General features: G+C 69.5%; 20 protein-coding genes. 11 read left to right on the top strand and 9 right to left on the bottom strand.

Annotated elements, in window-relative coordinates; all coding sequences use genetic code 11:
* Positions 1–363 precede the first annotated feature (363 nt).
* Positions 364–1,413 (bottom strand): LacI family DNA-binding transcriptional regulator, encoded by a 1,050-nt coding sequence (locus NVS89_RS11250; protein WP_258732841.1) that lies wholly within the window; start codon positions 1,411–1,413, stop codon positions 364–366.
* Between the two features lie 323 nt (positions 1,414–1,736).
* Here NVS89_RS11250 and NVS89_RS11245 point away from each other — a divergent pair, with 323 nt between their 5' ends.
* From NVS89_RS11245 to NVS89_RS11235, 3 genes are read left to right on the top strand one after another with little or no spacing between them, the layout of a single operon-like run.
* Complete coding sequence (locus NVS89_RS11245; protein WP_258732840.1) at positions 1,737–2,516, top strand: alpha/beta fold hydrolase; 780 nt, start codon at positions 1,737–1,739, stop codon at positions 2,514–2,516.
* 5 nt (positions 2,517–2,521) lie between these two features.
* Positions 2,522–3,319, top strand: coding sequence for an alpha/beta fold hydrolase (locus NVS89_RS11240; protein ID WP_258732839.1), 798 nt, complete (start codon positions 2,522–2,524; stop codon positions 3,317–3,319).
* Positions 3,316–3,900 (top strand): DUF4286 family protein, encoded by a 585-nt coding sequence (locus NVS89_RS11235; protein ID WP_258732838.1) that lies wholly within the window; start codon positions 3,316–3,318, stop codon positions 3,898–3,900. Before NVS89_RS11240 ends, NVS89_RS11235 begins: the two co-directional genes overlap by 4 nt.
* Before the next feature lie 46 nt (positions 3,901–3,946).
* Here the strand turns inward: NVS89_RS11235 and NVS89_RS11230 are convergent, their stop codons facing one another.
* On the bottom strand, positions 3,947–4,426 hold the full coding sequence (locus NVS89_RS11230; protein ID WP_258732837.1) for a hotdog family protein: 480 nt from the start codon (positions 4,424–4,426) through the stop codon (positions 3,947–3,949).
* Between the two features lie 3 nt (positions 4,427–4,429).
* Positions 4,430–4,972, bottom strand: a complete 543-nt coding sequence (locus NVS89_RS11225; RefSeq protein ID WP_258732836.1) for an FAS1-like dehydratase domain-containing protein — start codon at positions 4,970–4,972, stop codon at positions 4,430–4,432.
* Between the two features lie 215 nt (positions 4,973–5,187).
* Between NVS89_RS11225 and NVS89_RS11220 the strand changes: the two genes are divergently transcribed.
* Complete coding sequence (locus NVS89_RS11220; protein WP_258732835.1) at positions 5,188–6,183, top strand: Gfo/Idh/MocA family protein; 996 nt, start codon at positions 5,188–5,190, stop codon at positions 6,181–6,183.
* A gap of 19 nt (positions 6,184–6,202) precedes the next feature.
* Here the strand turns inward: NVS89_RS11220 and NVS89_RS11215 are convergent, their stop codons facing one another.
* Positions 6,203–7,246, bottom strand: a complete 1,044-nt coding sequence (locus tag NVS89_RS11215) for a LacI family DNA-binding transcriptional regulator (RefSeq protein WP_258732834.1) — start codon at positions 7,244–7,246, stop codon at positions 6,203–6,205.
* 269 nt (positions 7,247–7,515) lie between these two features.
* On the opposite strand from NVS89_RS11215, the gene NVS89_RS11210 reads away from it, so the two are divergent.
* Positions 7,516–8,436 (top strand): hydroxymethylglutaryl-CoA lyase, encoded by a 921-nt coding sequence (locus NVS89_RS11210; protein WP_258732833.1) that lies wholly within the window; start codon positions 7,516–7,518, stop codon positions 8,434–8,436.
* Between the two features lie 18 nt (positions 8,437–8,454).
* On the opposite strand, the gene NVS89_RS11205 is transcribed toward NVS89_RS11210, so the two are convergent.
* Positions 8,455–9,336, bottom strand: coding sequence for a LysR family transcriptional regulator (locus tag NVS89_RS11205; RefSeq protein WP_258732832.1), 882 nt, complete (start codon positions 9,334–9,336; stop codon positions 8,455–8,457).
* 98 nt (positions 9,337–9,434) lie between these two features.
* Here NVS89_RS11205 and NVS89_RS11200 point away from each other — a divergent pair, with 98 nt between their 5' ends.
* Complete coding sequence (locus NVS89_RS11200) at positions 9,435–10,370, top strand: AEC family transporter (RefSeq protein ID WP_258732831.1); 936 nt, start codon at positions 9,435–9,437, stop codon at positions 10,368–10,370.
* Positions 10,371–10,388: 18 nt separating this feature from the next.
* Here the strand turns inward: NVS89_RS11200 and NVS89_RS11195 are convergent, their stop codons facing one another.
* Positions 10,389–11,309: a LysR family transcriptional regulator gene (locus NVS89_RS11195; RefSeq protein ID WP_258733021.1), complete on the bottom strand. Its 921-nt coding sequence runs from the start codon at positions 11,307–11,309 to the stop codon at positions 10,389–10,391.
* A 134-nt stretch (positions 11,310–11,443) separates the two neighbouring features.
* On the opposite strand from NVS89_RS11195, the gene NVS89_RS11190 reads away from it, so the two are divergent.
* The 4 genes from NVS89_RS11190 (at position 11,444) to NVS89_RS11175 (ending at position 15,668) form a co-directional block, all read left to right on the top strand.
* Entirely contained in the window at positions 11,444–12,160 is a 717-nt protein-coding gene (locus NVS89_RS11190) for an SDR family NAD(P)-dependent oxidoreductase (RefSeq protein WP_258732830.1), read from the top strand.
* A gap of 230 nt (positions 12,161–12,390) precedes the next feature.
* Entirely contained in the window at positions 12,391–12,852 is a 462-nt protein-coding gene (locus NVS89_RS11185) for a MarR family winged helix-turn-helix transcriptional regulator (protein WP_258732829.1), read from the top strand.
* Positions 12,845–14,119, top strand: coding sequence for an HlyD family secretion protein (locus NVS89_RS11180; RefSeq protein WP_258732828.1), 1,275 nt, complete (start codon positions 12,845–12,847; stop codon positions 14,117–14,119). The genes NVS89_RS11185 and NVS89_RS11180 overlap by 8 nt, the downstream gene beginning before the upstream one ends.
* A complete protein-coding gene (locus NVS89_RS11175; RefSeq protein ID WP_258732827.1) occupies positions 14,112–15,668 on the top strand; it encodes an MDR family MFS transporter in 1,557 nt (518 codons plus the stop codon). Before NVS89_RS11180 ends, NVS89_RS11175 begins: the two co-directional genes overlap by 8 nt.
* A 28-nt stretch (positions 15,669–15,696) precedes the next feature.
* Here NVS89_RS11175 and NVS89_RS11170 read toward each other — a convergent pair whose 3' ends face one another.
* The 3 genes from NVS89_RS11170 to NVS89_RS11160 all read right to left on the bottom strand — a co-directional run bounded on the left by NVS89_RS11170 (position 15,697) and on the right by NVS89_RS11160 (position 17,874).
* On the bottom strand, positions 15,697–16,140 hold the full coding sequence (locus NVS89_RS11170; RefSeq protein WP_258732826.1) for a PPC domain-containing DNA-binding protein: 444 nt from the start codon (positions 16,138–16,140) through the stop codon (positions 15,697–15,699).
* A 23-nt stretch (positions 16,141–16,163) separates the two neighbouring features.
* Positions 16,164–16,589: a DUF6496 domain-containing protein gene (locus tag NVS89_RS11165; RefSeq protein WP_258732825.1), complete on the bottom strand. Its 426-nt coding sequence runs from the start codon at positions 16,587–16,589 to the stop codon at positions 16,164–16,166.
* Positions 16,590–16,962: 373 nt separating this feature from the next.
* On the bottom strand, positions 16,963–17,874 hold the full coding sequence (locus tag NVS89_RS11160; protein ID WP_258732824.1) for a methylenetetrahydrofolate reductase: 912 nt from the start codon (positions 17,872–17,874) through the stop codon (positions 16,963–16,965).
* Between the two features lie 171 nt (positions 17,875–18,045).
* On the opposite strand from NVS89_RS11160, the gene NVS89_RS11155 reads away from it, so the two are divergent.
* Positions 18,046–18,744 carry a MerR family transcriptional regulator gene (locus NVS89_RS11155; RefSeq protein WP_258732823.1) on the top strand — a complete coding sequence of 233 codons (699 nt, stop codon included), beginning with the start codon at positions 18,046–18,048 and terminating at the stop codon, positions 18,742–18,744.
* Positions 18,745–18,784 lie beyond the last annotated feature (40 nt).

The following is an 18,784-nucleotide window of genomic DNA, read 5'->3' as shown; positions in this document are numbered from 1 at the left end:
CGGATGGGCGGCCGGCGCCGGGCGACGCATGACCGGACCTTTCCGGGACACCCGCGGGCGCCTTCGAAAATGACGGGGGCTGGAATGTTTCGGCGAACGGGGCGCACGCGTCCGCTCGTCCGCACGGCTCTCCCGGCTGGGACATGGCTTCCTCCTGGTTCGCGCCGCCTTGTTGCCGGGTCCCGCATCGCGGCGGGCCCGTCGGCGACGTCATATGCCTGCCGTGGCAGGTCGATTTTACGGAACGATAAGCCCAGCCACCGGACGTGGCAATAACGAAATGAAACGGTTCATCACCTAATTGCGAGTCGCCGGACAAACGTCCCCGCCGGGGCCACCGGCGCAAACGGGCCGTGCGGCGCCCTATCCCACCCGGGCGGCGGGGCAGGCGGGCGGGGCGCAGGAGCCGCGGATGATGAATTCGTGGCTGACGATGGTGCGCTGGCGCGAGGGACCCTGGCGCCCCGCCAGATGCTCCAGCAGCAGCTCGGCCGCGCAGCGTCCCGTCGCCGGCCAGTCGTAGCGTATGGCGGTGATCGGCGGCTCGATCAGCGCGGCGAGCTCGGTGTCGCCGAGCGTGACCAGCGAGAGGTCCTGCCGGATGCTGAGATTGAGCAGGCGCACCGCCTCGATCACCCCGGCGAGATGGCCGCCGCTCACCACGATGGCGGTCGCCGGCGCGCGGCCGATGAGCGAGGCATAGGCCGCGTCGCGGCCATAGGGATGCTGGCGGCCCTGCGAATGGATGAGGTCGCGCGGCACCTCGGCGCCGACATCGGCGAAGGCCGATTCGAAGCCGCGCACCCGCTCGCGCCCCGAATGGGTGATCGCCGGCACGGTGATGAGGGCGATGCGCCGGTGGCCGAGGCCGAGCAGGTAGCGGGTGGCGCGGTAGGTCCCCTCATACTGGTTGGTGAGCACGCAATCGACGTCGAGGTCGATCACCCGCTCCATCATCACCATCGGCACGGAGAAGTCGCGCAACTGCGAGCGCGTCGTCTCGTCATTGTCGTCGGCGACCATGGCGAGCAGGCCGTCGACATGGCGGCGCTTGAACTGCTCGAGAATGTCGCTCTCGAGCTGGCGGTCGGAATGCGAATTGGCGAGGAAGAGCGTGTAGCCGGCGCGCGCCAGCACCGGTTCGAGCCCGGTGACGGCGGCGGCGGTGAGCGGGTTCTGGATGTCGGGCATCAGCACGCCGATGACCCGGCTCTGGCGCGAGCGCAGGCTCTGCGCCACCGGGTTGGGCTTGTAGCCGAGCTCGGCCATGGCCTGCGTGACGCGCTGGCGCAGCGCCGGATCGACATTGGCGGCGTTGTTCAGGACGCGCGAGACGGTGCCGAACGAGACGCCGGCATGCTGGGCCACATGCTTGATGGTGACGGATGCCGGGGCGGCGGACGGCTTTTTCACGGCTTGGATCGACCGGCTGACACGGGGTCTCGACGCGGCGGGTTCCGTCGCGGAAAGCCTACTCTAGGCCCGCCGGAGGGCGCGCGGCAAGGGGAGGTGGCAACCCAGGACGCGTGGCGGGGCGCGAGCGGAGGAACGCGACCGGGTGGTCTTGACAGAAGGCGATGAGGTGTCAAATCTGTCGACACTATGTGAAGAGGCGCCCGGTTCTGGGCCGCCGATACGCCAAAACCTGACGGAAGGCCGCGCCTATCCGTCGACATAATCGACCCGAACGACCCACGCCAAATGGGCGTCAAACGGGCGGCAAGAGTGCACGGGGCATGGAAACGGTCAATCTGCACGGCATCGTCGAAGGCGCGGGCGAGGGGCTCGTCCTGCTGCACCCCATCGGCCTCGACAGTTCGTTCTGGGGCGCGATGCCGACCATGCTCGCGCGCAGCCATCGCCTGCTGCGGCTCGATCTGCGCGGCTTCGGTGGTTCGCCGATGGGCGCGCAGGCGGCGCCGATCGAGGCCTATGCGGCCGATGTGCACGAGGCGATCCGCCGTCATGGGCTGGAGCGCCCGGCCGTACTCGGCCTCTCCTTCGGTGGCATGATCGCCCAGACCCTGGCGCTCGAATTTCCCGGCAGCGTCGGCCGGCTGATCGCCTGCGGCTGTCCCGGCGGCATACCGGCATCGGCGCGCGAGGCGTTGCGCGAGCGCGGGCTGGCGGCGGAGCGCGCGGGCATGGAATCCATCGTCCCGGCGACCATCGAACGCTGGTTCACGCCCGGCTTCGTCGGCAATCCGGTGGTCGAGCGGGTGCGCGAGCGGCTGAGCGGCGATTCCGTGCGCGCCTGGTCGGAAGGCTGGCGGGCGATCAGCGGCTTCGACGCGCTGCCCCGCCTCGGCGGCATCGACGTGCCCGCGCTCGTCATCGCGGGCGAGCGGGACGCGGCGACCTCTCCCGAGGCGGCCGCCGCGCTCAAGGCGGCGATCCCCGGGGCCCGGCTCGTCACCATGCCGGGCGCCCCGCACATGATGCAGCTCGAGACCAGCGGGCTCTTCACCGAGGCGGTCAGCGACTTCCTCGCCGGCCGGCCGGTCGGCGAGGCGTGACCGCGATGAGCGATCTCCTCAACCATGTGCTGACCGGCGATCGGCACGAGCCCGTGATGCTGCTGGTCCATCCGCTCGGTGCCGATCTCACCTTCTGGGACGATTTCGTCCGCGCCGTGGACGGGCGCGCGACGACGCTCGCGGTGGATCTTCCCGGCGTCGGCGGCTCGCCGGGGCCGGAGCGGCCGGTGTCGCTCGGCGAGCAGGCGGCGGCGCTGGAGGTGCTGCGGCACGAACTCGGGATCGAGCGCTTCGCGATCGTCGCCTGCGCCATAAGTGCCATGACCGCGGCCGTCTATGCGGCGGAGCATCCCGCGCGGACGACGGCGCTCGTCCTCGCCAACCCGACGCCGGCCAGCGCGCCGGGCGCGCGGCAGATGCTCGGCGAGCGCGCGCAGGCCGTGCGCGAGGGTGGAATCGGCGTCGTGCTCCCCGGTGCGGTGGAGCGCGCCTTCCTCAACCTGCCGCACGATGCGCTTTACGAGCGCTACATGAAACGTTTCTCCGCGCAGGATCCGCATGCCTATGCCTGGGCGCTCGAGGCGGCGGCCGAGGCGGATGCCTCCGAGGCATTCGGCCGGATCGCCTGCCCCACCCTGCTGGTACCCGGCCGGCACGACGTGCTGCTGCCGATGGACCGTACCGAGGCCGCCGCCCGGCTCGCGCCCGGCGCGCGGATCGTGGTCATGGAACAGGCCGCCCATTTCGTGCCCTACCAGCAGCCCGCCCGTTTCGCCGAGCTGGTGCTCGATTTCGTCGGCCGCGAGGCCATCCCCGTCCGATCTTCCGGAGCACACGCATGAGCAAGAAAGGCTTTCTCCTCGTCCTGATGCAGCCGCCGCCGGCCTTCGAGGAGGAGTTCAACGCCTGGTACGACACCGAGCACGTTCCCGATCGGCTCGCGGTGGACGGCTTCGAGAGCGGCCGCCGCTATGTCTGCCTCGACGGCCACCCGAAATATCTTGCCATGTACGACATGGAGAACGAGGCAGTGCTGGAGACCGAGGCCTACCGGCGCGTTTCCGGCGAGCGGGCGAGCCCGTGGACAAAGCGCGTCACCGGCCGGGTGTCGGTCTATCGCTCGATCGGCGAGCAGCTCTATCCGGGCGGCGAGCTCACGCGGCCGACACCGCGCAGCGTGTTGATGCGCTTTTCCGGCACCCCGGACGGTCTCGCCGACGCGGTCGTCGCCGGCGCCCGGGCCACGTTCGAGGGCCGGGTGAACACGCTCCAGCTGCGCGTCTTCGCCTATCATCGCGACGGGGTGGTCGACTTCCTCGTCCTCGCCGGCCTCAAGGTGCCAGAAGAGATCGCGCTCGACATGGGCGCCTTCGGCGAGGCCGCCGGCCATCTCGACATGGTCAACAGCTACGCGCTCTATTGAGGCGAGGCGGGGAAGCCGGCGCGCGCCGGCTTTCCTTTTATGCGCTTCAGTGCAGCACCGCCGGATCGAACGGATAGGGCACGCCGGGCCCGCCCTTCAGCGGCAGCACCACGCTGGCCGTGCCGGGCGAGCCTTCCCTGCCGTTCTGGTCCTTCAGTCCGATCTCGAGCTCGACCACGCCGTAGTCGGCGCGCCGGCGCGTGCCGGTGACGCGGCCCCAGGCGGTGAGCGTGTCGCCGGGAATGTTCATACCGCGATACTGGAAGTTCATCTTCCAGAGCCAGCCGGTCTCGCCGGCCCAGTCGACGAGGAGTTGGGCCAGCACATGCTGCTTCCAGGAGCCGTTGACGAGCACGTCGGGCAGGCCGTCATGCCCGGTCGCGTAGCGCCAGTCGTAGTGGATCTTGTGCCAGTTCTCCATCGCGGCGGACCAGCGGATGATGTGCGCCGTGGTCATCGGGCCCTTGGCGAGCACGGGGATGTCGTCGCCGACCGCGACGCTCTCGAAATACACGGGTTCGGCCATCGTCTATCTCATGATCATGGTGTTGAGCGACTTGAGCAGCGGGCGGCCGTCCGCGGTGCGGTACTCGTCCTCGATCACCACCATGACCATCGGGCCGGACTTGCCCTGCTTCTGGTAGATGTCGAGATAGGCGGAGCGGCACAGGATGCGCTCGCCGACCTTCGGGTAGCTGAAGAACTCGTATTCGTAGCCCCCGTTCAAGATGCCCGAGAGCGGCACCGGCAGCTTGGGCAGGCCCGGACGCATGGCGCGCGAGACGCCGTCGAAATCCGGGTCGCCGGCCGCCGCGAGCGAATCGTTCAGCTCGCCTGCGGGGCGGCGGAAGGCGTGCACGGCGAAGGCGGGCGGGGTGACGACGCCGCCATAGCGCGTGGTCCGCGCATGGGCCTCGTCCCAGAAGCGCGGATTGGGGTCCATCAGCGCCTGGAAGAAGCGGCGGTTCTCGCTCGCCTCCACGGGATGGGGCGCCTCGATCCAGTCGGAGCGGGCGCCGATGACGGCGCGCACCTCCGCGGTGATGTAGTCCACCAGTTCGTCGACTGCCATGGATGTCTCCTCGCCTTGCGATCTTCTTGTTGGGGCGGGCGACCCGCTGGCGGGCGCCGCCATGGAGCTGGTACTGTAGCTTCTGGTGAAACGTTTTCAATATGATCTCGCCATGGCAAAGTGGCGAGCAGCTCGACCCAAAGCCCAGCGTGTGTTGCCTGCCGGAAACCTGGCAGGGAGACGCCCGACAAAAATCCCGAGCGGGAGGAAGATTCGTGAAAATCGTTTTCATTGGCGCCTCGCACTGGCACCTCGACCTCTATCTTGTGCCGCTGCTGGAGGTGCCGGGGGCGGAGCTGGTCGGCGTCGCCGATCCCGACCCGGCCGTCGTGGTGCGGCTGACGGAGCGTCTCGGCTGCGCCGGCGACACCGATTTCCGCGCCCTGTGCCGCCGCCTCAGGCCGGACTTCGTGTTCGCGCTCGGCCGGCACGCCGACATGCCGGAGGAGGCGCGCTTCCTGATCGAGGAGGGCATTCCCTTCGCGCTGGAGAAGCCCTGCGGGCTCGACGCGCCCGCCGTCGCCGACATCGCCGCGCTGGCGGCGCAGCGGGGCGCCTTCGCCGCCGTGCCGCTGGTGTTCCGAAACGGCGACTTCGCGCGCCATCTCGAGGGGCTGAAGGCGGAGGGCGATCTCAGCTATGCGAGCTTCCGCTTCATCGCAGGCTTTCCGGCCCGCTACCGGCAGGCCGGCTGCTCTTGGATGCTTGACCCGGCGCTGTCGGGCGGAGGCTGCACGATCAACCTCGCCGTCCATTTCTTCGACCTGGCGCTGCGGCTGCTGGGCGAGGAGGTGCGGGTGCTGAACGCGACCATGGCGAACCATGCCTGGCGCGAGCGGGTGGAGGACTATTCGGTCGTCACCTTCGAGCGCGGCGGGGCGCTGTGCGTGGTCGAGACCGGCTATCTCTACCCTGCGCCCACCAGCAATTTCGACATGCACTACGCGTTGCGCTCGCCCGCGCACTACACCATCGCCCACGACCCGCAGACGGTGGAGAGCCTCGACAATGAGGGCGCCGCGCGCCGGTGGCACTCGGTCACCACCAACGTCCCGCACTACCGGACCTTCGTGTTCGACGTTCTGGAGCGCGTGCGGAAGGGCCACCCGCCGCTCGCGGACCTGTCCGACATGGTGCCGGTGATGCGGCTGGTGGACGAGGCCTATGGCAAGGCCGGCGCCCTGCCGCTGCTGCCGGCGCGCGCGTTCTGATTCCCGGCGCGAGTCTCGCTCAGCCGGCGGGCACCAGCTCGCGGCAGGATTCCCGCAGCATGAATTCGTAGGGCACGAGGGCGCGGTCCGGCGCCACGTCGCTGCCGCTGATACGCGCAATGGCGAGGCGGGCTGCCACCCGGCCGGTCTGCGCCCAGTCGTAGCGTATGGCGGTGATGCCGGGCCGCATGAGCGCGGCGAGCTCGGTGTCGCCAAGCGCCACGATCGACAACTCGTCCGGAATCGACAGGTTGAGCTGGCGCGTCGCTTCCAGCGCGCCGGGAAGCATGCCGCCGGAGACGATGAGCGCGGTCGGCTTGTCGCGCATCGACAGCACCGAATAGGCGGCGTTCACCGCATAGTCGTGCGTGTAGCCCCCCATGCGTACCAGCTCCTCGGCGAGCGGCACGTCGAGGTCGGCGAGCGCCTTCGCATAGCCCTCGAAACGGTAGCGGCCGGACATGTTGTCGGTCGGCACGGTGATGATGGCGATGCGCCGGTGGCCGAGCGCGAGCAGGTAGCGCGTCGCCCGGTAGGTGCCCTCGACCTGGTCGGTGCGCACGGCGTCGAACTCGGTGCCGATCTCGCGCTCCAGCAGCACCACCGGCATCGGCAGGCGGCGCAGCTGCTCGACCGTGCGCGGGTCCTGGTCGCGCGCCAGTATGGCGATGATGCCGTCGACCCGGCGGCGGGCGAACTCGTTGATGATGTTCTCCTCCCGCCCGCGCTCGTAGCGCGAATTGGCGAGGAAGAAGGTGTAGCCCTGCTGGGTCAGCTCCTCCTCCAGCCCGGCGACCGCCTCCGAGGAGAGCGGGTTGCGCAGGTCGGGGACGATGACGCCGATGACATGGGTCTTCTTGGCGCGCATGCCCTGGGCGAAGCTGTCCGGGCGGTAGTCGAGCGCGGCGGCCGCGTCCAGCACGCGGCGCTGCAGCGCGGGCTGCACGTTGCGCGCCTTGTTGAGCACACGCGACACGGTGCCGATCGACACGCCGGCCCGGCGGGCGACGTCGCTGATGGTCGCGCGGGCGGGCACCGCCTTGCCGGTCTTGATCTCGTCCATCGCCTCACTTCGCTCGCCGGCGCCCCGGGGCGGGCGCGAGAACGTTCCATGCTTAGCCGATTTTGCCGCGCTCCGCGATCCGCCTCATGTCGCGTGCGTGACATCGCCCGGCATGACGCCGGCACGGTATGGCAGATCGAAAATTCCGTTCGGTTAAGGGCGCTAGGCGACGCGCCGCGCGCGACGACCGTCTTGACCAGAACACGCGCGCGTCTTTAACGTCGGACTGGAAAACGTTTCAAAATAAATGCCGAAACGGGAGGATCATCATGGGTGAGCCGGTGAGCATATGCGAGGTCGGGCCGCGCGACGGGCTGCAGATGCAGAAGGCGATCATGCCGACCGCCGTCAAGATCGAGTGGATCGTCGCGCTGGCGCGGGCCGGATTGCGGGAGATCGAGGTCGGCAGCTTCGTGCCGCCGAAGCTCATCCCGCAAATGGCCGACACGGGAGAGGTGGTCGCGGCCAGCCGGACGCTGGAGGGCGTGTCGATCGTAGCGCTGGTGCCGAACCTCAAGGGGGCGCAGCGCGCCTATGAGAGCGGCGCCGACGCCATCAACGTCCCGGTCTCGGTCAGCGAGGCGCACAGCCGCGCCAACACCAACAAGGGAAGCCTTGAGCAGGTCGCCGAGGTCCGCGCCATCGTCGACTGGGTGCGGGCGCAGGAGCGGCCGATGAAGATAGATGCCGGCTGCGCGACCGCCTTCGGCTGCTCGATCGAGGGTACGGTCCCGATCGACCGGGTGGTGACGGTCGCGTCCGCGCTGGCGGAAGCGGGCGTCGACGGCATCGTGCTCGCCGACACGGTCGGCTACGGCAACCCGGCGCAGGTGCGCGCGGTGGTGCGGGCGGTGCGGGGCGCGGTCGGCGGCGTGCTGGACCGGCTTCACCTGCACGACACGATGGGGCTCGGCATCGCCAACGCGCTGGCCGGGGTCGAGGAGGGCATACGCTGTTTCGACTCCGCGCTCGGTGGGCTCGGCGGATGCCCGTTCGCGCCCGGCGCCTCCGGCAACATCGTGACGGAGGACCTCGTCTTCATGCTGGAAAGCATGGGTTTCGAGACCGGCATCGATCTCGACCTGCTGTTCGCCGCGCGCGAGGTGCTGCAGCGGGGCCTGCCGGAGACGGCGCTTCTCGGCAATGTCGCGAAGGCGGGTATCCCGAAAACCTATCATCGCGCGGCGTGACGCCTCCGGGCCGCACCCCTACATGCCGGGGACGCCGGCCTCGGCGAGGAACGGGCGCAGCGCCGGGTTGAGATTGGCCGGGCGCCAGGCGACCACATGGGCGACGCTCGGCGCATCCTCGAGCTCGCGAAAGACGACGTCCGGATAGCCGATCCGGCTCATCGACGCGGGGACGAGCGCGATGCCGAGGCCCTCCGCCACCAGGCTCACCACGGTCTGCTGAAGCTGCGCCTCCAACCGGAAGCTCGGCTCGATGCCACCCGAGCGGAAATAGCGGACGATGGCGTCGTGGAGCGTGGGCACCGCCTCGGCCGGCGCGGCGATCAGCGGCTCGCCGGGGAGGTCCTCGGGGCCGACCGCGGCCTTCCCGGCAAGGCGGTGGCCCGGATTGAGGGCGAGGCACAGCCGCTCCTCATGGAGGCGATGGGCCGCCACCCCGCGCATCGGGCCGGGATCGAAGGTGATGACGGCGTCGAACCGGCCCGCCAGCACCGCATCGACCAGCAGGCTCGGCACCGCCTCGCGCAGTTCGATCCGCACCAGCGGGTGCTTGTCGACGAAGCGGCGCGTCAGCCTCGGCACCACCGTATAGGCGGCGTGCATCATGAAGCCGATGGAGAGCTCGCCGAGCTCGCCGAGATCCGCCAGGCGCGCATTGCGGCAGGCCTGGTCATAGGCCGCGAGCACGGCGCGCGCGTCCTCCAGGAAACGCCGGCCGGCATGGGTCAGCGTGGCACGCCGCGAGCCGCGCTCCAGCAGGCGCACGCCGAGCTCCTTCTCCAGCGCGGCGATCTGCCGGCTGAGCGGGGGCTGGCTGATGTGCAGGCGCTCGGCCGCGCGCCCGAAATGGAGCGTTTCGGCCAGCGCCACGAAATAGCGCATCTGGCGAATGTCGATCATGATACCGAACGGGTATGGATCCGGCCGTCAATCGGCATTGGATGGCATGAAGCGGGTGGGCTAGTCCAATCGCGTCCCTCAACGCCCGGCCCGCACCCATGCTTTCGACGCTTATTGTCGTCCTTCCCGTCTTCGCGCTGATCTTCGCCGGCTGGCTCGCCCGCCGCATCGGCGTGCTCGGGCCGCACGCGACGACCGAGCTGAACCGCTTCGTCGTCTACCTCGCCCTGCCGGCGCTGCTGTTCGACATCATCGCCCATGCGCGCTGGGCCGATGTGTGGCAGCCGGGCTTCGTCGCCGCGTTCGGGCTCGGCAGCGGGCTGGTCTTCGCGCTGACGGTCGCGGTGCGGCTGCGGCGTCCGCGCCACCTCGCCGACGCGGCCATCGACGGGCTGAATGCGGGCTATGCCAATACCGGCTTCATCGGCTTCCCGCTGGCGCTGGTCGCGCTCGGGCGCGAGGCGATGGCGCCGACGCTGGTGGCGACCATCATCACCGTCTGCGTCATCTTCGCCGGGGCGATCGTCCTGATCGAGGTCGGGCTGCAGACCGAGAAGCGCCGCTCGCATCTGGTGCTCAAGGTTGGGCGTTCGCTCGTGCGCAATCCGCTGCTGGTCGCGCCGGTGCTTGGCGCCGTCGTCCCGCTCTGCGGCCTCGAGATTCCCGCTCCGGTGGAAAACTTCCTGAAGCTGCTCGGTGGCGCGGCCTCGCCCTGCGCGCTGGTGGCGCTCGGCCTGTTCCTCGCGGATCGGCGCGAGCATACCGAGCCGAATGCCGGCCCGGTCGCGCTGCTGGTCGGGTTCAAGCTGGTGGTCCAGCCGGTCGTCACCTGGGTCCTCGCCACCGCCGTCTTCGGGCTGCCGCCGCTGTTGACGCACACCGCCGTGCTGCTCGCCGCGCTGCCGACCGGGACCGGCCCCTTCATGCTGGCCGAGTTCTACCGGCGCGAGGCGGGCATCACCGCGAGGGTGGTGCTGGTGTCGACCATCATCTCGGTCCTGACCATCAGCGGCTATCTCGCCTTCGCCATGTGAGGGGCGGCCCGCCGGCGCTCAGGGATAGGCCTCGCGGCAGACCGCCGCGACGGTGGCGCGGAGCCAGCGCTGGGCCGGCTCGGCATCGAGGCGAGGATGCCAGATGGCGGAAATGTTGAACGCGGGCGTGCGCACCGGCAGCTCGAAGCTGCCGAGGCCGAGAAGGGCGGCATGATCGCCGGTGAGCGCGTTGCCGAGGCACGAGCGCGGCACCAGCGCCACCAGATCCGAATGGCGCGCCACGCGCATCGCCTCGGGATAGCCGGGAACGACCAGCATCGCGGTGCGGCGCAGTCCCGCCTGCGCCAGCGCCTCGTCGACAGGGCCGGCGAAGTCGCCGCGGCGCGAGGCCACCACGTGGCGGCAGGCGGCGTAGCGCTCGGCCGTCACCGGGGCGGCGAGAAGCGGATGGCCGAGCCGGGCGACGCCGACGAAGCCGTCGCGGAACAGGAGCTGGGTGCGCAGTTCCGGCGCCGAGGTGCCCAGCACCCCGATCTCCAGGTCGATCCGCCCGTCGCGCAGCGGCTCGGCGTCCTTGTCGGGCTTCGGCACGAAGCGCAGGCGCACATGCGGCGCCGCGCTCGCGATCCGCGTCGCCAGCGGGGCGGCGACCAGTTCGACGAAGCCTTCGCCGGCGCGCAGCGTGAAGGTCCGTTCCAGCGAGGCGAGGTCGAGCGCGCTGCCGGCCGGGCGCAGCACCGCCAGCGCGTCGCGGGCGAGGACGTGGACCCGCCCGCCCAATTCGTCCGCATAGGGAGTGGGAACGAGCACGCGGCCGGCCTGCACAAGCAGCGGGTCGCCGGTCACGCGGCGAAGCCGCACCAGCGTCCGGCTCATGGCGGACGGGCTGAGGCCGAGCCGGCGGGCGGCCCGCGTCACGCTGCGCTCGGCGAGCAGCGCGTCGAGCGCGACGAGGAGGTTCAGGTCGACGTCCTGCATGGCGCGGTGGTAGCGCGCCTGCGCACCGAGGCATAGCGCCGGACGCAATCATTCATTGCAGGGAATGCGTCTGGTGCATCATCGAGGCGCCGCTCATATCGGCCGCGAACCCTGTCAGCGAAAGGATCGAGGCCATGCCCCTCTCCCCCGTCACCGCTCCTTCCCCCACCATCCTCATCATCGGCGCGTCGCGCGGCCTTGGCCATGCGATGGCGGCCGAGTTCGTGACGAAGGGCTGGCACGTCATCGGCACCGTCCGTGGCGGCGCCCGTACCCTGCTGCACGATCTGGCCGATGAGAACGAGGGCCGGGTGGAGATCGAGACCCTCGACATCAACGAGCCGGGCGAGATCGCGGCGCTGCGTACCCGCCTGTCGGGCCGGGTGCTCGACATGCTGTTCGTCAATGCTGGCACCACCACGCATGAGGAGCATGTCCACATCGGCGAGGTCAGCACGGAGGAGTTCGTGCGCGTCATGGTCACCAACGCGCTCAGCCCGATGCGCGCGATCGAGGCGCTGCAGGATCTCGTGCCGGCGGACGGGCTGATCGGCGCGATGTCCTCCGGGCAGGGCAGCGTTGCCAATAATGTGAAGGGCCTGCGCGAGGTCTATCGCGGCAGCAAGGCGGCGCTGAACATGTTCATGCGCAGCTTCGCCGCCCGCGAGGCCGGGTCGCCGCGCGCGATGGCGCTGATGGCGCCGGGCTGGATCCGCACCGAGCTCGGCGGCGCCTCGGCGCCGCTCTCGGTCGGGGACAGCATTCCGAACCTCGTAAACGTGCTGCTCGCCAAGCGGGAACGGCCGGGCCTGGAATATCTCGATTATCTCGGCCGGACCGTGCCCTGGTGACGCGCCGCGCCGGGCAGCCTCCGCCGCCCGATAGCGCAACGACATAGCGGGGCGGGCGGAAGCTCGCCAGCCATCCGGAAGGTGCCCGCCGGCCGCAATTCGGTCGGCATTGCGGCGTCCTGCTGGCGCTCATCGACCGTTTTACAAGCCGTTTCGCCGTTCGCGGGAATGGATTGCGAGATGGTTGTGCCCATATTATAAGGGTGCTTATCATATGGGTGCTTCCAGCCATGGACAATGAACCGACGTTGGGCTTCCTGCTCCACGACGTCGCGCGTCTGTTGCGCAAGCGTTTCGAGCAGCGGGCGAAGGAGTCCGGCCTGACCCGGACGCAGTGGCAGACGCTTGCCTATCTGAGCCGGAACGAGGGCATCCAGCAGGGCTGCCTCGCGGACATGCTGGAGGTCGAGCCGATCACGCTGGCGCGTGTCGTCGACAAGCTCGAGCAGCGCGGGCTGATCGAGCGGCGCGCCCATCCGACCGACCGGCGGGTCTGGCTGCTCTATCTGCGCGAGGGGGCCCGACCCCTGATCGAGCAGATGCACGTGGTCGGCGACGCGACGCGGCACGACGCGCTCGAGGGCCTGTCGGCCGAGAAGCGCCGGAGCCTGGTGGAGGCCCTGTCGATGATGAAGTCCAATCTTGTCGCGGCCTGCGCCCAGACGAATGACGAGGAAGCTTTGAATGGCTGACACATCGCTCACCGAGCGACCCGCCGATCCGGCGGCGCCGGTGGAAGACCGGATCGCTGCGCCGGTGGAGCCCGACGAACCGAGCGCCAACGAACCGCGCACCAACGAGCCGCGCGCGGGCGCCTCGGCCGCTGCCGGCCCGGCCGCCGGCGCGCCGGCGAAGCCGCGCCGCTCGGCCGTGCGCCGCATCCTGTTCCTGCTGCTGCCGGTGCTGCTGGTGGCCGGCGGCTACTGGTACGTGACCGGCGGTCAGGTGGTCTCGACCGACAACGCCTATGTGCAGGCCGACACGGTCGGCATCACCTCCGACGTCGCCGGCATCGTGCATTCGATCGACGTGCGCAACAACGAGCTCGTCAAGAAGGGCCAGGTGCTGCTGCAGCTCGAGCAGGAGCCGTTCGAGATCGCGCTCGAGGGCGCGCGGGCGCAGCTCGGCATGGCGCGCAACCAGATCCTGGCGCTGAAGGCGCAGTACAAGCAGATGGTGGCCGAGATCGCCCAGGCCGAGGCGGACATTCCCTTCTACCAGAAGGCATTCGAGCGGCAGAAGGACCTCGTCGCGAGCGCCGCCGCCTCCAAGGCCGCCTACGACCAGGCGAAGCAGAACCTCGACAGCGCCGAGCAGAAGGTCGAGGTGGCGAAGGCGCAGGCCGCTGCCACCCTCGCCCAGCTCGGCGGCGATGCCGGCAAGCCGGTCGAGGCCTACCCGACCTACCTGCAGGCGAAGTCCGCGGTCGACAAGGCCGAGCGCGACCTGAAGGAGACGGTGCTGCGCGCGCCCTTCGACGGCATCGTGACCAACGTGCCCTCGATGCAGGTCGGCGCCTATCTCGACGCCGCCCAGCAGGCCTTCAGCCTGGTGTCGACCTCGAACATCTGGGTGACCGCGAGCCCGAAGGAGACCGAGCTCACCTATGTGAAGCCGGGCCAGCGGGTGACGGTGAGCGTCGACACCTATCCCGATGTCGAATGGCACGGCCGGGTGGAGAGCATCAGCCCCGCCTCCGGCTCCAGCTTCTCGCTGCTGCCGGCCCAGAACACCACCGGCAACTGGGTCAAGGTGGTGCAGCGCATCCCCATGATCGTGCGGTTCGACGATCTCGCCGGCAAGCCGGACCTGCGCGTCGGCATGAGCGCGACGGTCTCGGTCGATACCGGCCACGCCCGCGGCATTCCCACTCTCGTCTCCGACCTCGCGGGCTATTTCCAGAACATCAAGCCGGCGGCCGCCGCGAGCGGCCCGCGCGAGGGGCGCCCCAATGGCTGACGCCGCCTCGGCGGGCGGAGCGGACGCGCCTGTCGCCAACCGGGGCGCGATCACGGCCTGCGTCATCCTCGCCGTGATCATGCAGGCGCTCGACACGACGATCGCCAATGTCGCGCTGCCTTATATCCAGGGCAGCGTGTCGGCGAGCGCCGACCAGATCAACTGGGTGCTGACCTCCTACATCGTCGCGGCGGCGATCATGACCCCGCCCTCCGGCTTCCTGTCGAACCGGTTCGGCCGCAAGCGCGTGCTGCTGACCGCGATCGCCGGCTTCGTGGTTGCCTCGATCCTGTGCGGCATCGCCCAGTCGCTGCTGGAGATCGTCGGCTTCCGCCTGTTGCAGGGCCTGTTCGGCGCCGCGCTGGTCCCGCTGTCGCAGGGCATATTGCTCGACATCTACACCCATGAGGAACGCGGGTCGGCGATGGCGCTGTTCGGCGTCTCGGTCATGGTCGGCCCGGTGCTCGGCCCCGTCATGGGCGGCTGGCTGACCGAAAACCTGAGCTGGCGCTGGGTATTCTATATCAACCTGCCGATCGGCATCCTCGCCTTTGCCGGCATCGTCGCCTTCGTCACCGAGACCAAGGCGAACATGCAGGCCCGGCTGGACTGGCTCGGCTTCGGCACGCTCAGCGTCGCCATCGGCGCGCTCCAGCTCTTCCTCGACCGCGGCGAGCAGCTCGACTGGTTCGCCTCCGGCGAGATCATGATCTGGGCGCTGGTCTGCGCGTCGGCCACCTACCTCTTCCTGGTCCACACCTTCACCGCGCCGCCGCAGACGAGCTTCGTCAATCCACGCATGTTCCTCGACCGGAACTTCGCGGTGAGCATGTTCTTCATCTTCATCGTCGGCGTTACCTATCTCGCCTCGCTGGCGCTGATGACGCCCTATCTGCAGACGCTGATGGGCTATCCGGTGATGACGGCGGGCATCGTCATGGGGCCGCGCGGCCTCGGCACCATGGTCTGCATGTTCATCGTCGGCCGGCTGATCGGGCGCGTCGACACCCGCATCCTGCTGTCGCTCGGGCTCGGGCTGACCGCCTGGGCGATGTATGAGATGACCGGCTGGACGCCCGACGTCTCGCAATGGACCATCGTCTGGGTCGGGTTCGTGCAGGGAGCGGGGCTCGGCTTCCTGTTCGTGCCGTTGACCACGGTCGCCTTCTCGACCCTGCCCGCTCATATGCGCGGCGACGGCACCGGGCTCTACAACCTCTCGCGCAACATCGGCTCGAGCGCGGGCATCGCCTATGTTACGGCGCTATTGTCGGACAATGTGCAGATCAACCACGAGAACATCGCCGCCTATGTGACGCCGTTCAACCGCGCCTTCGACGACCCGGCGGTGCATGACAATCTCAACCCGCTGCTGGCGAGCGGGCGCGCGGCGCTCGACGAGATCATCACCCACCAGGCGACGATCATCGCCTATATCGACGACTTCAAGTTCATGATGCTGCTCACGCTGGTGGCGATGCCGCTGGTGTTGCTGCTGCGCCGCCCGGCCCAACCGGCGCCGGCGGACCACGCCGTCGTGATGGAGTGAGCCCGCGCGGGGCGTCCCGTCTACAGCCTCAGGTGGACAGGTCGATCAGCGCGATGCCGAGCTCCGGCCGCTTGCGCCGGCGCAGATGCGCGGGCGTCTCGACCAGCATGACCTCCAGCGTGGGGTGGACGATGCCCTCGAGGCAATGCCCGCCGCGCGTCGAGCCGTCCGACAGGCCGAGCACGGCGTGGATATGCACGCTCGGCCCGCCATCGTCGCCCTCGGCGATGTCGCCGACCGCGCTAAGCACCTCGCACTGCTCGTCCACGGCGATGCGGCGATAGCTGCGGGTGTCGAAGTCGAACCAGCCGACCGTCGCCCGGCTGAACGCGCCGAGCGCGGTCAGCGAACCGCCGAGGATCTTCTCGCGTTTCGCAAACTCGGTGATGGCGGCGAACGCCTCCTCCTTGGGATCGAGCACGAGGATGAAGCGGCGCTCGTCCACATCTCCGGAAACCTGCCTAGCCTTCATGGGGCTTCTCCGCGTGGCGTGTTTCAGTGGCCTAGGGCGCGTTCAAGCTCGCCCTTCGACATCTTCGAGCGGCCGGGGACGTTTCGCCGCCGGGCCTCCGCGTAGAGGTCGCTCTTGCTCTCGTCTCCCCGCGCGGAGGCACGGCTTCCCCCGGAGGAGCGGCTTCGGCGCCCGGCGCCATGCAGGGTGCGCTCCTGCGCCGCCTTGCCCTCGGTCTCGGCCTCGGCGGTCTCGCCGCGACGCTCCTTGCCCTTGGTGCGGCGCAGGTTTCGCCGGTTCTCGGCCGGGCTTTCCTGGTTGGTGGCGCCGGCCTCGTTCAGCGCGATCGCGATCGCCTGCCGGCGGCTCTTCACCTTGGGGCCGCTGCCCCGAATCTTCAGCTCGCCCTGCTTGTATTCGTGCATGACGCGCTCGACGGTCTCTCTCTGGGCTTCGGACTGTTTCGGCATGGAAACCTCCTTGCTCGAATGCGCCCCCGGATGAACGATTTTTCGGCGGTTCCGGCGCGACGGGATGCCGGTCCGGCTACGCGCTGCGGACGGTGATGATGGCCGTGTCCGCTTCCCGCCCGTGCCGCGCGCCAATGGCACCGCCGGGAGGCTAACCGGGCATGGCGGGGGATGTTCCGGCGGGCGGGAAGATCGCGAGACGGTGCCGCAAAAAAAAGAGCGCGGCCGAAGCCGCGCTAATACCGACCATGTCCCCACATGGCGGATTCCGGCAGGCCGGAATCGGGGTGCATCGGGCTTTTGCCGATGCTGTCCTTCCGTCCGCTCCGGCGCAGCTGCGCGCGGGGGCGGACATGTTCGTAGGGCGCGGCTCCTAGCCGGCCTCGCCGCGAAGCTGCTTGATCCAGCTCACCGTGCGGGCAAGGCCGCCGAGCGGGAACAGGTGGAAGCCGCGGAACAGGCTGTTGGGGTCGCTGGCGCGCGCCTCGGCGATGGCCCGCGCCAGCGCGTCCGGCGTGCGGATCTGCGCGAACTGGAGCATGCCGCCCGAATGCGACGACAGCGCCTTGATCGAGGCGCCGATGCCGCAGGCCAGCGCATGCTTGAGCAGGCTGGGCACGCCCGTCACCCCGTGCAGGCCGGGATCGACCGGCAGGCTGTTGCCCTGCTGGCGCAGTCGTTTCTCCCAGGCGATCACCGGCGCGGCGTCGAAGAAGAACTGCGTGACCAGCGCGCAGGGCAGGCCGGTGCGGGCGGCGAATTCGTTCTTCAGGTCGAGCGCGCGCTGCAGCTCGCCGGCGTCGGCGCTGGGATGGCCTTCGGGATGCCCGGCGAAGTTCACCGCCTGCAGCCCCGACGCCTCGACGATGCCGGTGCGCAGCACGTCCGCCGTCTCGGCGAAGGCGCCGGCCGGCTGCTCGTTGGAACCCGCGATCAGCAGGATCTCGCGCACGCCGGCCTCGCGCACGAAGCGCGCCAGCCAGGCCTCCAGCGTCGGCGCGTCGGGAATGGTTCGCGCGGTGACGTGGGGGACGGGATCGAGCCCGGCCCGCTTCAGCGCGATCGCCGCCGCCAGCGTTTCCTCGAAGCTTCCCTTCGGAAGGCGGGTGACGAAGGTGCGCGTTCCCGCCGGCACGTCGAGCTCGGCGGCGCTGCGCAACGCCTCCTTCGGCGAGACCTCGATCGAGAAGCGCTGCGCCAGCGCGGCGAGGGCGAGCGCGTGGTCCGGGCGGCCGACCGTTTCATCCGCATGCGCGCGATCGCGCTCGGCAGAGCTGAATTGCATGGAGTTTGCCCCTTGGGCTCTGGCGTTTCCGTTATTGTTTCTTACGTTAAAGTTGGATTTTGTGCTGTCAAGCACGTCGTTCGACGGGCGGACCTGCCTTGTCGGGCAAGGCGTTGAGGTCTCGTCCCGGACGCGGTAGGCTTGAAAAGAGCGAAACGACGGTTGGATTTTATGGACGTCAAGACAGCCCGACGCAGCGGCCTGAAGAAGGTGGGCGAGGTGGCCGACATCTTCGGCACCACGCCGCGCACGCTGCTCTATTACGAGGAGCAGGGCATCCTGTCGCCGATGAAGACGGCGCGCGGGACGCGCATGTATTCGGACGCCGACATCAAGCGGTTCGAGGTCGCCTACAAGCTCTCCTGCCTCGGCGTGCCGCTGAAGACGATCCGCGACCTCGCGACCACCCGCCCCAATGCGCAGACGGGCGACGAATCCGGCCGCAAGCTGTGCGGCATCCTCGACGGGCTGGTCGAGGACATTTCGCGCCAGATCCGCCACCTCGAATTCATGAAGCAGGACCTCGAGCGCGGCCGCCTCATGATCCGCATGTGCTGGGACTGCCCCAACCGCCCGACCCGGCGTACCTGCCCGAAATGCCCCTGCGAGGTCCAGATGGACCAGTCGCAGCTCATGTGGCTGACCTGGGACCCGGACCGCCCCAACCTGCCGCCGTCAAATCCCGGCGAGCCGCCGACCAAGTGCATGGAGGCGAGCTTCCCGGACGTCGCCGACGCGGAGCCCGGGCTCACCGAGCCGGTGTCCGTCCAGCCGGTACCCGCCGAGCCGGAAGGGCCGCAGCCCAAGCGCCGTCCCGGCCGGCGGAATCTGGGCGAGCGCCAGCGCAAAACCACCGCAGCCGCGGACTGAGCCGGGGTCGCCCGCGGGTCGGGCGGGCCGCCGCGGGCTG

Origin of the sequence: Ancylobacter mangrovi (assembly GCF_024752355.1) — a bacterium.
GTDB classification, from domain to species: Bacteria; Pseudomonadota; Alphaproteobacteria; order Rhizobiales; family Xanthobacteraceae; genus Ancylobacter; species Ancylobacter mangrovi.
Note: the sequence above shows the minus strand (reverse complement) of the source record. Positions and strands in the feature narration are given on the sequence as shown.